Here is a 14,485-nt window from a genome sequence, read left to right on the forward strand (position 1 = left end):
GACAGTTTGGGGAAATTCTCACGGTGTTTTGGGTGAAAATGCTACCACAATTGCTTGATTTGGAAGTAGGAATAAGCGGGGAGGGCTTCTATGACGCTGTTGGCAGAGAAGGAGTAGCCGAAAAGCTCTACGTAGTCGCCGGGCTGTAAACGGACGATGCTTGAGCCGTTTAAACACCAGGCATGGTTGGAATAGGAAACGATGCTGTTGAGTACTTTATGGAGTTGACCGTTGATTCGGACGTCTAAATGCAGTCCGTTGGGTGAGGTTGTTGGGCTTTTGATGCGAGCTGAGCCGACGATTAGGAAGTCGCCGGGTGTTTTTGCAATAAAGCGATTTAGTTTTTTATCGAATTGTTGTAGTTCGTCGTGGGTGGTTGTGTTGAAATTGATTTTGGTAAAGGTGTCGGGGGCGGTTAGGGTTTGGTCGGCGGACATGGTGACGGTTAGGTTTGTGGTTGTTTTTGCCGTAAAATCGGTAACGAGATTTGAGGAGAGGACAGTGAAGCTCTGGATGACAGGACTATCGAAGACACCATCCGGGGAATGAATAACAGCTTTTACTCGCAGATCTGAGTTGATTGGATTCGGGAAGGTAACTTGATTACTTAGTGTTGCGGGAATCCAATTAAATCCCCCGTCATTGGTAATAAACCAACTGATTGTACCATGCTTCTGATCCTCTTCCGCTGTTAACACTACATTAAGAATGGGAGATACAGCTGGCAGACGATTACTGACGAATTCTTGAGTGAGATTGCCTGATTCTCCACCGATTGTCAGGCTGAATTTTGTTATCTCTGGAGTCATGGTTACAGTTGGTGTTACAAGCTTCATCCTAAGGTTGATCGTATCAGTTGGGGATGAAAACTTTATCTCTTGGCCATTTGAAGCAGGGAGCCACTGTGCCCCATGGTCTGGAGAAATTTCCATAGAGAATGACGAAGAGGTAGACACAAAATCGCTCCGCATCATTGTCAGATTTTTGCTGTAGGCGGTAGATGCGTAGACACAGCGAATTTTTTGATTGGAATCCTTATATACATAGGAGAGGCTGCCTTTAAAATTCGTCACGAGAGTCTCGTCATCGGCGATCTCTAAAGTGTCTGCATTCACTGATAAGGAGCAGATTTTTCCTGTTAATTGGGTGTCGTAGGTGAAGCGATAGGTATTTCCGTCTTTCACCAAACTATGAATACGATCGGCAGTTCTGGGAAGTGCTTTTGCTTGGAGTAAGGTGCCTGAGAGGGGAGCTATCGTGCAAACGTAAATAGAGCTAGGACTGGCATTTTGTACGGCGGCAATAATAATTCTACGTGTATCTGGGTCAAAATAAGTAGCTAGGGAGTCATTGAAGCGTTGTATAGTTAGTTGCTTTGGGGACTGTAAGGGAGATCCAGTAAGGCTTATTTTTGTGAGGAAGACTCCATTCATATATAGTGTATGATGTATGGATACAATCGCTTCTTGATCACTATCGTAAAAAAGGCTAAGGCTAATCAAAAGACCATTACTGTTTGTTCCTGGTAGAAGAAATGTTGGTATCAAAGTATTCATTTCACTATCGAATTTTGCAATATAAAGGCCATAGGTTCCATATGTCCAACCGAACCATATGTGATTATTTTTGTCTACACAAAGAGAGGTAGACTTATATACGTCTCCACCACTTGTGGAATGGTGTAATACCCAGTCCTTATGGAAACTTCCGTCGCTATTAATACAACCAAGGTAAAGGTGCCTATAGAAATTTTCTTTGCTTGTTGGTACACCGAGCCAAACTCGGTTGTTATAATCGACTACGAAACTTACATCAGGTACATAGCTTCCATTAGTTGAAGCAGGATCAAAGTTAGGACTGAATGGAGTAGGAGATATTTTCTCAAAAGCAAGCGAGCCATCCGGGTTTTCAACTCGATAATAAACTCCCTCTGTTTTTAGGAAAGCGACATGCCATGTCCGATTCGTTCGATCTGTAAATGCAATTGGCTGGAAGTAGGAGCGAGTATCATCGTTGGTAAGACGTTCCGAGTTAGAAAATGCCATTGTTGAAGGAAGGACAGTATTGGCGTTTATCGTGACGGTATCGGAGCTTTTAACAGGAATAGGCTTGGTATAGAGGATTCCTTCCGAATTCCCGGGGGCAATTGATGCTTTCTGGTTCGAAGTATCGAACAAGATGTTAGTGGAATTGATACTATCGTAGTTATTGGTATTTTCAAAGCTCTCTTGAAAAGAAGCCGTTTTGGCAACCCTGACTGCGTTTGTCCGAACCGCTGCCGTAGTCTTATCATAATCAATACGGGAGCGGTTGCTAAAATCTTCATGGTGCGTATAAGTAATGGTACTTCGCTGTTTTTCGATCGAATCGATCCGGTCTTTTAATGCTGGGTCAGCCCCGACACTTGTAATCCCAGTACCAGTCCCAATAAATAGTTTATGCGTGTCTGTAGTAAAAAGCGGTTCCCCAGCAGGAGCGGAGGAAGGTAAATTCGTTTCTTTTCCTCGTTTGAATTTGATTGGTAGTGACATTAGAATGTACCTCCATCTACCTCTGTTATCGTGGAGCCATTGCCGCCGCCAGAGCCAACATTTATTTTGTAGTCTCCATTTGACAGCAAAAGGACGCGTAGATTGGTATTTCGGTTATATCCATATTTGTAGTCTACTCCGGGCATCGCCATGTCCCAGGAATCTAGTAAGTCTACATCCATGGTAAGGGAGTCTAAACTTGTTTCATCAGCGGTTGAAGACTGTTCGAAGTAGAATGCGCATCGCAAGTTTCTTGCTTGGCCTAACTTCTCGTCCCAGTCTTGGATGAGATTGAAATCGTCTATTGTCATTGCTTTTGCTCTGAAATCAATGGAGTTATTAACATCAACTGTGGTCCAAGAACCATCCTTTTGCTTTGCTCCCCATGTTGTTCCACTGTCCGTACTTATTGCTACTCTTAAAACACCTTTCTCTGTGCCTGATAAGGTTAAAGAGTTGATTTTAGCAACGCCAAGAAAGCTAGTATCATGTTTCATTTTCACGATTCTTGGTACAGGAACTCCAGTGAGATGAGCGACTGTGGGCTCTCTTTTAGGTTTCGAAACAAGGATTTTGAGGGTGGATTTGTCTATTAAATCTTTCAAGTAAGGGGCACATGTAGAGAGGTCGAGCATGCCTTTATTTAGAAACATATCGTCTGTAGGGGGAGTAGTACCAACGGTTTCCCAGCCGGAAGAAGTGTACGTTTTCACGTCTGTACCGTCTTGTACGAGGAATCTATTATTTATTGACTCAATTAGCAGAACAGGACGAAAGCCTCTACCTGGGGTTGTAAGGTCTGTTGTACCAGATGTCCAGTTTATGAGACCGTTATAACCCCGAATTACGCGGGCCTTTGAGTTGGATTGATCAGTAGTACTTGTCCATGAACCATGATTCAAGTTATTCCAGATGCGATCATCGGTCATGTATTTATCCCATTCGTTGTCTTTATCCGATGCATTTACTCCACCTGTCGGCAGTCGCAATGTTATTTCTATATCAGAGGATGTGAACAATTGGGCAGTATAAAAGCCGACATAATAATGTCCGTTCCATACAAAACGTTCTGATACTCTGATGCGATATTGTGTGTAAGCTTTATCATTATTGAATGAGAAGGTCTTTTTAAGACCGTGCCAGCTTGATACTTCATTTCCAGTATGCAAGATATCCCATGAAGTTCCGTCATGAGAAGCTTCGAAGACCCATTTTTTCGGACTGTATATTGCATATAGATAATACGAAGTAATTTTTGTTGGCGTTGAATACTCGATCTTTAAAATCTCTTCTGTTCTTTCAGTAGCAGCAGTACTTGTCCAGTACGTAGTCTCCGATCCATCAAAAGCCTTCCATGCTTGATAACTGGCTGTGTCATACTCTGTTGAAGCAGAAACGTTACACACGGCAGAAGAATACCCAGACAATCCTGGAGTGGTGTGCAGGCTTTTTATTGGCAGCCCGCTTCCGCTTGCAATCCCTGCTGTATTTAAGGCATCCCATGAAATGATTTGGATATTGCGGTCAGCCATCAGCAATTTATCACCTTTGTGATTTGTACCGTACATAATGAAATACCCATCACCATTTGCACTTGTTGCAGGAGCATTGGGAAGAAGTCCTGACATTTCTTTTCCGACAGATATGGTTCCAAACGCACCAGCAGGTGCCAAGTAGTTAAAACGAATACGTTTTCCTACAGTTAAATCTTTAACATCTATTACTTCATCAGGATGGAAAAGCCGACCATCAGCATCAATATCAATGGCATCAAGATACCACCAGAACCCGTCACCATTGTTGTAAATTTCAACAGAATGTTTTTTAAATTCTAGCCCTAGTTTCTCGTATTGAAGGATAGCACTTTGATTGTGAGCCCCAACAATGGCGCTATAGCTTTCTTCTACGCCGTCAATTACTATTCTTAGGTCTGGATGATACCCAGCATTAGCCACACCTAAAATTCTTAGCTTGTGTCCATAAAAGTTAAACTTGACTTTATTTTTGCCACTCCTCTCAGCATAAATGGCATTTCCGCCAGAACCAGCACTTGGTTGCACAACCCATGAGCCTATATATGAAATGGCTGGACTGTCATTCTCATATCGTCTCCATCCCGCTTCTGGTGTAAGTAACTGATCTCCAATTGTAGTCATAGGCTACACCTCCTTGTATTCAAATACTGGCCGAAAACCTGTACTCGCATAAGCTATTGATGAATTCCCCATGCCCAGACCTTTCCATATTGGAAAGTTATTCTCATTTCCTCTTATAACACGATAAGTATTGTCTTGATTTTCGGTAGTTCCTGTACTTGATATACGGGAACCTGTCAAAGTGGTATCTTGCGTCCATGTAAAAAGTACCTTGTAATGGAATACATCATCCAATGTATATCCATTTCTTATCATGCTCTGAGGAAATCCCATTAAATATCTTTCATATTCGTTGTTTACAGGAAAGCATGCCCCATCACTTAATCTGGCATCTAAGGTTTTATTTCCATTTGCATCTGCATAAGCAACTCCACCTGTTAAGCTCCGCATAATACCTGCCATTTCATACATTCTGATGTCTCCTATGCGGACATAAGTATTGGTTCCCACCCTTTCTGTGATGTGTATTCTATATTTTTTATAGGCTGTCTTGTTGTCTATGACAATCTCTATCTTGTCTGTCCATGTGCTATTTGATTTTCTATCTAGTACATCCCAGGTTGTTCCATCATTCGATCCTTCAAAAGTCCATACTCTTGGTCTTGCAGGGTCTGCTGATGAGTATGCAAGAATATCGTACCTCTTTACTATTTTTGGCTCAGTAAATTCATAAGCAATCCATTCTGGAGATGCAGGTGATGGAGCGCTTGCAGAGTGCCAAGCATTGGTTATACCTCCATCAAAAGAATGCCATGGAGGACTATTCGATAAGCTACTATTTGCACTGGCTATGCCACTGGGAGCTGTGTCTCCTGTCATGGCAGAGATGATATTTCCATTATTCCAAGCTATTCCTTGAATAAGCCTTCCTGTATTTAAAGCGTCCCATGGAATGGAGTGGTTTACAACTCTGTCTCCAATTAACAATCCTTTATCTACCTTGACAAAATAAAACGTTCCACCGTTTCCGCTGGTTGGTGCTGCTGTCATACCGGTGACTGGAATTTCACCACGAGTAGCTGTGCCAAGTAAGCTAAGGCTTCCCGTTGATCCTGCGGTGTTTTGCCAATATTCACAGACGATATAATCACCAATCTGCATGTCTAAAACTTTTGTTCTTTTTTGTCCTGTCGTTGCGGGTACTGGCATATACGGTACACCTCCTTATATTCAAACACTGGACGATTCAAGTCACCTTGATTTTCTCAATACTCGAGTATTGATTAACATCCAGAGTAAAAGAGTACACACAATTACCAGATGGAAGCACTACGTCTTCTGTCAATTCAATCGAGTAGTCGGTTTTAAGCCGTAATGTACCATCCAGCTCCATATAATTGTCATGGTCAAAGTTAGAGGCCTCGTTATTGGAAAAGGATGCAATTTCGAGAGTGAAATTTTGTTCACCAGAGGCAAATTTCAGAACTTCAATAGGGGATAATTTATAGTTAGAAGTGTAGGGGATGTTGATATTTACTTCTAAAGGAGAAACAGGAGATGCGATAACGCCATATTTTTCTACTTGAATCATTGAATTACCTTTACCAGGTGAACTACCTCCTACCGTATCTGTATAGGTGGGTAGAGTGTCTTTGTCATACCAAATGCAGCCAATGCTGTTGAGGACTGCTTTATCACTAAGATTGGCTCGAATGACAAGAGAATTACCTGGTAGGAAAGTGCTTAAGTCAACCAACTGATTCAACGGAAAACCAGTTGTGAACGTGTTTCCTCCATCGAATGACAAATCAATGCTGACGTTGCCCTCAAACTCTGCATCCAATAAAAGATGGGTCGGAGCTTTTGCCAATGGAATCGGTTTGGAAACCATGACAGGATTTTTATCAGATGCTTGCAGTATTTGTACCTCAGTAACGGTCATATAACCGCTTTTATTCCATACCGTTACTTTGACCTCATTAATGAGATAATCCAGAATTATGGGGTAGTGCCACGAACCGTCGCCATGTACTCCTTTATCGGTCTTGGAAGCGAGATTAATCCTTGGTGTAATAGCCTCCCATTTACCTGTTGAAGGGTTTTTTACGAAGATTTGATGATCGCAATAGTTGTGATCAACGCCATAACTGCCGTTCATCCAAAGAATAATTTTGGATACTTTTACGGGTGTCGCCCATTTCATGAATAAGTCAGCACTGGTACCACTCTGAAGCCAGTAATCAGAATATCCGCCTGAAGATACAGCGGCATTATCATCTGCGATTTTTTCAACAGAATAGTTTGATGTGGTGCCATTTGCTTTGAATGGTCGATAGGCAGTATTTTTATCGTTGTAATCTCCAACAGAAGAAGCAGTCTGTACACCTAGTGTCTGCCAGCTATAAACGGCGCCTGTTGATTTGATGAATTTTCCGTTTCCAATTTGATAGGATTCGGACTTTGAGGTATCAATTCCAGACGTATCTACAAATGCATCTGCATACAAATTATGCCGAACCGACGCTCCCTGATTCGCACCTTCTAAAGTGCGATAAGCATTACGCAAAATATTAGTAGCAGCAACAACGTCTACTAACGGTTTGGTACTGCTATGATCCCCACCTCCCCCTTCTTTACCTGGCATCTCAACAAGCATGCTATCGTCATACCAAGTAAATCCTAAAGATTTTAAACTGCCAGTAGCTGGAATGTTCGCTCGTAATTGGAGGTTTGTACCTTTTAGTGAAGAGGTATCGAGTAGCTTGTTTAAATCGATGTTGTTTACCCAAGTTGTTCCATCAAGGGTCAGGTCGAAGGTGACCGCGTCAGTATATTCCGCAGTTGTAATAATCTTCTTTGGAGAGCGGCCAACATTAACTGCCTTAGTGACTAGGGTAACAGCGTCAATAATTTCATAAAATTTAATTTCGTGCCAACCGGTATAAATTACCGGGTTTACACTACGATAACTGCGAAGCTTGGCCAGGCGGTAATAGCGGTATGCAGAGGTATTAGTAAATCTGTGTTCTAACTCTGAACCTGTGTTTGCATGAGATCCTGCGTATAAATCTGTCCAATTGGTATTGTCTTGTGAACCTTGCAGAGTAAACGTGGCAAGACCGTACTGTCCAGCTGAGATTCCAACAGCTCGGATTGCGAGCTTAGTAATAATTTTAGGGACGAAAAAGTCAATTTGCCACCAATGACCTTCTGCCGGAGGAGTCGCTCCATCTGAATAATAGAAATCAGTTAAATTTCCGTTGATTCCCATCCACCCAGGGTAACCAGATGTTTCACTAGACGAGGTTACGTGATAAGGGGCGGGTTCAGTAGGACTGGACATGATGATGTTTGTATCGTGAAGTCCGGGTAAGACAGCACCATTTATAATCCCAAAAGAAGATGACTTTTCGATATCAATTCCTGAGGAATCGCTAAATACATCTACATACATGTTGTTTTGACGATAGGCGGGTCTGTTATGTGTTTCCGCATCACGGAAGGTATTCAGCAAAATATTGATTGGGGTCTGTAAATCAAAGGAACTGCTCGAGGCTCCGCCGTTATTTCCCCCACCACCCCCACCAATCTTCCCCTGCATGTCATCCAACCGAGCTTTCAGACTGGGAAAAGACCTCCCATCCCGATCCCTACGTGCAGCGACCACCTCGGCGTTCGGGTTAGAGGAGACATCGCCTTGCAGCTTCAAAATGGCTTGGTCTTGCTGGGCATTCTTTTGTTCGACTTGCGAAAGACGGAGATCTTGTGTCTGATTTTTCGCTTCTGCCGCACTGACCGTTGACGATAACGTATTTAGCCGCGTTTGAAAGGTAGAAACATCACTTTTCACTGCATCAAGCTGACGATCCTGTTCATCGTCTTTTTCTTTTAGCTCACGGAATTTATCCTTTAAGCTCGGTTTATCTTCTCTGGCATCATCCAGCTCATGGAGGTAGGAGTCAATTTCGGCATGGGTACGCTTTCCCTTGTTGGCCAACTCATTATGATCGAGGACGACTTCGGTGCCTGTTCGGGTGATTCTGACCGACATACGTTCAGCTCCTTTTCGATTTATTTGGTATAAACGGCGGACAAATTGAGCCCGAAATGGACATGCGTCGTTTTATCTATAAGGGATGGATCGGTTTCTCGGGAAATCCGCGTCCAGAAAACTTGTTCATTTCCTGCCGCAGTATCTGGCAGGGTGAAGGAATCGCCCCACGTGCCGGGCACACCGTTTTTGTCTGTGGCAACATCTACAAGCCGCTTGTACTGATCGGTACCTGCATAGGAGGTGAGAACGCCTTGGATACCTGTAAAGGTTCCATGACGCATCGTATTTCGGGCGATCATTTTCACTTCTTTGTACTGGCCTTGGAGCATATGACCGAGAAATTCCTCTGTGTTGTCTTGCAGAGGGACCTCATTTCCTTCGCCATCGATAAAAAAGAGGGTGGGGGAGGGGGAAAAGTCGTATTCGTCTCCGCCCCACATTTCCATCTGGTCGCTGGAGCTAATGGTTGTTTTTCCGTCTGCCTCAATAAAACGAAGGGAACCTGTAAAAGGAATGGGATGCTGAGTCAAATCAAATTGAATGGATGTTTGGCTTGTCCGACACGTTTTGGAGTCGACAGGAGCTCCTTTGGAATCTAGCAGCTCCACGCGGGTGCCGGGAGAGAGGTTTGAGACAGTGAGAGTGGGGAGGGAGAAAACGCGGACGTGTTCCATGTCCAGATAGTCGTCTGTAGCGCTGCTGTTGAGAAACATACCGATTTTGGGGGCGAGGCGATTGAATTCTTCTGTACCGATGATGTTCCAGATGACGCCGTCCTCGGACCAATAGGCGGTGTAAGTATTGTAATCGCGTACTAACCGGAGCCAGGGGAAGGTTTTCGCAGTGCCTTGCGATGCATCGTAATATTCTTCGATGTGGAAAAAGTCGTTGTGGTTGATGAAAACAGTCAATCCACCTGTGCTTCCAGAAGCTTTCGGATTGTATGAATTTTTCATATCGAGGACGAATTGTTTCACGGGGGTAAGTGTGTCTAAAAAGAGTTGAAGTGGCTCAGCTCCGCCTTTTAAACGGAGCGAGCCTGGTGCGTCAGTTAGCGACCACCTTGAAGAATCATTTGGTGTCATGTTCCACTTGGAATCGAGGGTAAGAGAATCGAAGGAATCTTCGAAGAGAAACCCCGATTTACGCAGAGAAACCACACTCATAAAAGTACCTCCTTACGTAAATAGCCATATTCGTTTGCCAATCACACATGCCTCAGGGCGTTGTTTCCAGATCGCCAGCAAGCATTTGATCAGTGCTTCGACGCATTTGTCTCCGCTTCCGGGATCGCAGTAGGGGGTGACCCGTACGGCATCACATATCCAATTACTGAGTCTAATGAAGTCAATTTCACAATAATCCCAAACATCTTCGGTGCCGTTGGTCGTAAAGACCCATCTGTATGTGTGTTTACCCTTGGAGACAGGAAATACGGGTACTCCATGTTGGTTAGTATATGAGCCAGCAAGTGTACCATCTATAAAAAAATCTAGTCTGCTATTAAACGGAGCGGCTTTAAGACTCCAGTTTTCGGTAGCGTTGAACGAGCGCACCCGAAAAAGAGAAAAGTACTTTTTTCCTGTCCAAGTGCTTATCTGACCACGTTGTTCCGTTTTTATTTCGACTCTTACTTTGGAATTTCGTTGTTTTACTAGATTTGAAAAAGAGAAGCTGTAAAAGTCTGAAACTGCTAAAGTGTTGGATTGAAGTAAATGATCATTTTCGTCATACATGTTCACATGTAATTTACTTCCATTACATCCTCCCATCCAAATAGGTACATTTGCCGTTGTTTTAAAGGCATAAACAAAGGCGCTTGAAGGTTTGAGCGGGAACTTATCTTGAAATGTATATTGACCATTACTTAAACGTGCTTCAACATCGCAGTCAGAATCAAATTTGATTTTTATCGAATAGTTTTTCCCTTCTAAACTATCATTTTTTATACGTGCACGTATTGTCTGGATATCATCAAAGTCGTTGTAATTTCTTTCTGATATGAGCTGATTATCGTCATCATCATATATTCTGACCCTTACACGAGCGTCACGGCACGGTTTCTTTTTTCCTTCACGAATTGCAATAGTATCAATCCAACACCAAGAATCATCAGGGATAATTTCGTCAAAAGAAGGAGGTGTATTAGGTTCATAGGGGGACTTATTTTTGGGGTAGATGTTATTTAATTTGTCTGAACAATAGTCAATCCAGGTCTCTACCATGTTTCCGTTACTGACAATAAACATCCCACCATCGTCATATTTGCCTCCGCGATTGCTTTCTCCCTTAAAGAGGCGGTATTGGACAGAATACTTTTTTCCTTGAGGGACATCAACTGTAATAGTGCGCTCGAGACTTTCTTTACCCTCTGTATAATAGGTCTTCCTAGAAATAGTCCCTCCATTTACTGCATTCATAACGAATACTTCGACTGCTGTATTATCATATTCCTCTGTTAACTTATGAGGCTTATTAGAAGTTATTTTTAAATCTTTGATCGCCATGTAGAAAGGCCAGTTATTTTTACCGAGTCCGGAATCTTCTCTATAAATATCACGAAATCTGAATGCAATAGCATAGGTACCTCGATCTTTAATGTACAAAGGATTTCTCTTATATGGTGTGGAACTTCGCCAATCTTTTATTTCAAGAGGATTTTGAATCAAACCGATATGATCTTTAGAAGTAAGCTGACCCAATGATTGTGAGGCTATTAATTTCCCTTTCTCAAATTTTCCTAATTGACTCAATCCTTCCATACGTCTGACATAGGTTTGTTTCCCGCCACTTGGATTATTTTGTCCATTATCAAGTTCGTAAACATAGTATTGATAATCAAAATTAATGGTTATTTTTTCATCACCAACACTTTTAAAGATGACATACCAAGTAGTAGGTATAGAACCCGCACTGTCTTTATACGGTGCTACCTGTTGTGAAGTAATAACGTAAGTAGAATTGTAATGAATTGGGGTTTTTATTTTTGCATTTTTATGTGGGCTAAACTGCCATGTTACAGGGACATTATAAGAATCTTGAACGACTGTGCCTTTCCCAGCTAAAATCTTAAGTTTTTCCGTATATTTCGCTGTTCCAACGGAAGATGCTTGTATAGTCCTGTACACACCCCGCTTATCCAATGACCTAGCATGGCCAATTGGGGTAGAACCTTCAAAATAAATTCTGCCGGAATTTGAATATAGGTATGCCTTTCGAGGCGTATATATATAGTGCGGGTTAGAAGTTGGTATTGAATAATCTATTGGTACTGTCTGACTTCCTTTTGGATAGCATTCCTCACCAGCTATTACAGGATCTGGTCTTGTAGGCGGCTTATAATCTCGCTCAGGAACTTTCACCTTATCGTGATCCTCAAATTGCCATTTTAACGTTTGCTTGCCAGAAGGAAGCGGAACAATAACAGTTGTCCCCAAAGGATCGGAGGTGCTTTCTCTACCCGACCAGATTAGCGTTCCATTACGATACAACTTTAGCTTCTCATACTTTGAAAAAGAACCACCATACTCAAATTTTACGTATCCATCTTCGGCTAAATCGATGTCCTCAACATATAATCGATTTGTTGTCCCATCTTTATTTTCAACCTTAAGCACACCGTCACCACCATGACCAGGGCCATTGTAGCGGGTTACAATATCTTCCCATTCCCAGTGGTCTTCCACCCGGATTTCTTTAGCGTAATGATCTTTGGAGTTAAAGTCTTCAGAAAAGATCTCGGTATATTCATTTTCATGAGCAGATTCATCCACCAAGCTACTTAATGCTAAGTCCTCTGTAAGTTCAAAAGTAGTACCAGGATTTAGGTGAATCTTGTAGACATTTTCATCTCCATCGTTGTCCGTATAGCTAGAATCACCATCCGTCCGCCAATCACGGTCTACATCAATATAGCTCCCCATCGGTGTGCGGTGTTTTCCACGAGAGGAGCCATATGAAAATTCCCCCGGATATTCATTTTCTAGGGGTTCTTCCGTGGAAGTATCATGAATTCGGAAGGTAACAGTATTGGTTCCTTGGGAAAGGGGGACTCGTACGTTTTTCGCAGATTCATTTTCAAGGGAGCTAAGAACTTCTTCTCCGTTAACGATCACAGAAAAGGTTTCAGATGGACGCAGTCTGTGAAAAAAGCTAAACTCCATCCAGCCATCAGCTTCTAAATGTATGACTCGTGTGACATCTCCATTTCCTTTTACGATGGGATCCTCCATGTGGAACCCTGTGCCCACACCTCCAATTGTTTTCCAAGTCCATTTATTTTCACCAGAAAGCGAGAAGCCCTCTGGTTCTCTCAAATAAGTAGAGCGTTCTTCATAATGGTCAATCTCTAGTGGAGGGCAAATCATTTGAATGTCACCAGTCAAATCTACTGTGCAATCGTCTCCGACAGTTACCGTATAAGTAACAACTGCATTGTCTTCTTCTGTAGATGATTGTCTTCCATCCAAAGACCACTGCCAGCCATGTGTAGAATGAACTGTACTCCCCTTTTTACCGGAGCCAGATTGGTTGTTGGATGTAAAAGTGTCGTCAAAAAACATAAGTGACTCTTCTGTATAGGGGAGGTCATTTGTTCCCATTTGGTATTCGAAGCTAAAATCCCCTGCACAGTCGCTATCCATCACTCGTTGGACTCTTCTCGAACTTGTTCCAACAATTCCTGAGAAAAAGGTGGACATTTTACTCGAATCGGAATAGGTTAACCATTCCCATCCAGGAATGTTATAAGCCGCATCCCCCAACGTATCCACATCCGGTGGTGTCTGCTCATCCAGACTCTGCACCACTTCAACGCACTCCACATCTTTAACATAAACCGCATTCTTCCCAAACCGCCGATCACTCATCCGCCGCACAAACCAATCAAACTTGTACGTCTGCCCCGGCTTGACGTGAAACTTCGCTTCCTGCCAGTTGCTGTTCTGATTCCATTCCCCACCGACCTGATTATTGTTAATAAAAAACAGCAACCCATCGCCAGGAGCGGTGCTAGCCATGTACTTGAAACGAATGAAACCTTGCTTTTTAAAGCGCCATTGAAAAGTCACTTTGCTGGAGTTGCCGTGCTTGAGAGTGGTCACATCCAGCTTCATGATATTCTCATTCCCTGCCATCTCATTGGAGTCGATAGAGTGAACCATCTTCCATTCCTGATCTTCTGTCGAGGATACGTAACGGAAAAGGCCGTGAAACTTGTCCGATAGCGGGAGAGTCCGCATATCAAATGTAGGGACTTCTTTATCGATGGCATCGTAATGATTGAGATAGTAACCGCTAAAGTGATGATAGTAAGGAGCTGGACAAACTGGCAGAGAAACATTTTGGTGGGTTCCATCTGGCTGCTCGGCGTTTTTCAGGATTTTGTAAATGCAATCTCGTACCATGAGCAAGGCGCGTTGATAGTCGTTTTTTTGCGGATCGATTTGCTGGTTGACCCACCATTCCAGGCGACGGTACATGTTCCAAAGCGCTTCGCGGCAACGAACCTTGGCGTACCAGTTTTTGTCCCGAACAAATTGCTCAATCATCTGGTCGATCATGCTTTCGAGAGAGTCGAGATTTACCGTCTGCCAACGACCAATCTGACCCTTGCCGGGATCACCTAGTAGCGGATTCTGATATCCAGCGTAACGATCCTCTGCGCGAGGACGATTGGGGCTGTCCGGATTGTCCGGATGATTCGGGTGGAATGCGCCCTCTACCAATGAGGAGCGCATTTTTCCGAATGTGACGTTGCCCACTGATTTAGAAAAAATGCCAAACGTATGACCCAAAATGATCAC

6 protein-coding genes are annotated in these 14,485 nt (G+C 43.0%); all 6 read right to left on the minus strand.

The features are described 5' to 3' along the window. Positions 1-41: 41 nt before the first annotated feature. The 6 genes from ACM6JA_RS01555 to ACM6JA_RS01580 are packed head-to-tail and all read right to left on the minus strand — an operon-like array spanning position 42 to position 14,476. The gene (locus ACM6JA_RS01555) at positions 42-2,531 is read right to left on the minus strand and encodes a hypothetical protein (protein ID WP_414850864.1); all 2,490 of its coding nucleotides are present in this window, start codon (positions 2,529-2,531) and stop codon (positions 42-44) included. After that, a complete protein-coding gene (locus tag ACM6JA_RS01560; protein WP_414850865.1) occupies positions 2,531-4,687 on the minus strand; it encodes a hypothetical protein in 2,157 nt (718 codons plus the stop codon). Before ACM6JA_RS01560 ends, ACM6JA_RS01555 begins: the two co-directional genes overlap by 1 nt. Positions 4,688-4,690: 3 nt before the next feature. After that, positions 4,691-5,836, minus strand: coding sequence for a discoidin domain-containing protein (locus ACM6JA_RS01565; protein WP_414850866.1), 1,146 nt, complete (start codon positions 5,834-5,836; stop codon positions 4,691-4,693). A gap of 37 nt (positions 5,837-5,873) precedes the next feature. Next, positions 5,874-8,678 (minus strand): discoidin domain-containing protein, encoded by a 2,805-nt coding sequence (locus ACM6JA_RS01570; RefSeq protein ID WP_414850867.1) that lies wholly within the window; start codon positions 8,676-8,678, stop codon positions 5,874-5,876. 20 nt (positions 8,679-8,698) lie between these two features. Beyond that, positions 8,699-9,847 (minus strand): hypothetical protein, encoded by a 1,149-nt coding sequence (locus tag ACM6JA_RS01575; protein ID WP_414850868.1) that lies wholly within the window; start codon positions 9,845-9,847, stop codon positions 8,699-8,701. Positions 9,848-9,859: 12 nt separating this feature from the next. Next, on the minus strand, positions 9,860-14,476 hold the full coding sequence (locus ACM6JA_RS01580) for a hypothetical protein (protein ID WP_414850869.1): 4,617 nt from the start codon (positions 14,474-14,476) through the stop codon (positions 9,860-9,862). Positions 14,477-14,485 lie beyond the last annotated feature (9 nt).

Source organism: Brevibacillus sp. IT-7CA2, from assembly GCF_949767855.1.
In the GTDB taxonomy this organism is placed as follows: domain Bacteria; phylum Bacillota; class Bacilli; order Brevibacillales; family Brevibacillaceae; genus Brevibacillus.

Coding starts and splice junctions, on each gene's coding strand:
- ACM6JA_RS01555 (WP_414850864.1), bottom strand. CDS start 2,531: ATGTCACTACCAATCAAATTCAAACGAGGAAAAGAAACGAATTTACCT.
- ACM6JA_RS01560 (WP_414850865.1), bottom strand. CDS start 4,687: ATGACTACAATTGGAGATCAGTTACTTACACCAGAAGCGGGATGGAGA.
- ACM6JA_RS01565 (WP_414850866.1), bottom strand. CDS start 5,836: ATGCCAGTACCCGCAACGACAGGACAAAAAAGAACAAAAGTTTTAGAC.
- ACM6JA_RS01570 (WP_414850867.1), bottom strand. CDS start 8,678: ATGTCGGTCAGAATCACCCGAACAGGCACCGAAGTCGTCCTCGATCAT.
- ACM6JA_RS01575 (WP_414850868.1), bottom strand. CDS start 9,847: ATGAGTGTGGTTTCTCTGCGTAAATCGGGGTTTCTCTTCGAAGATTCC.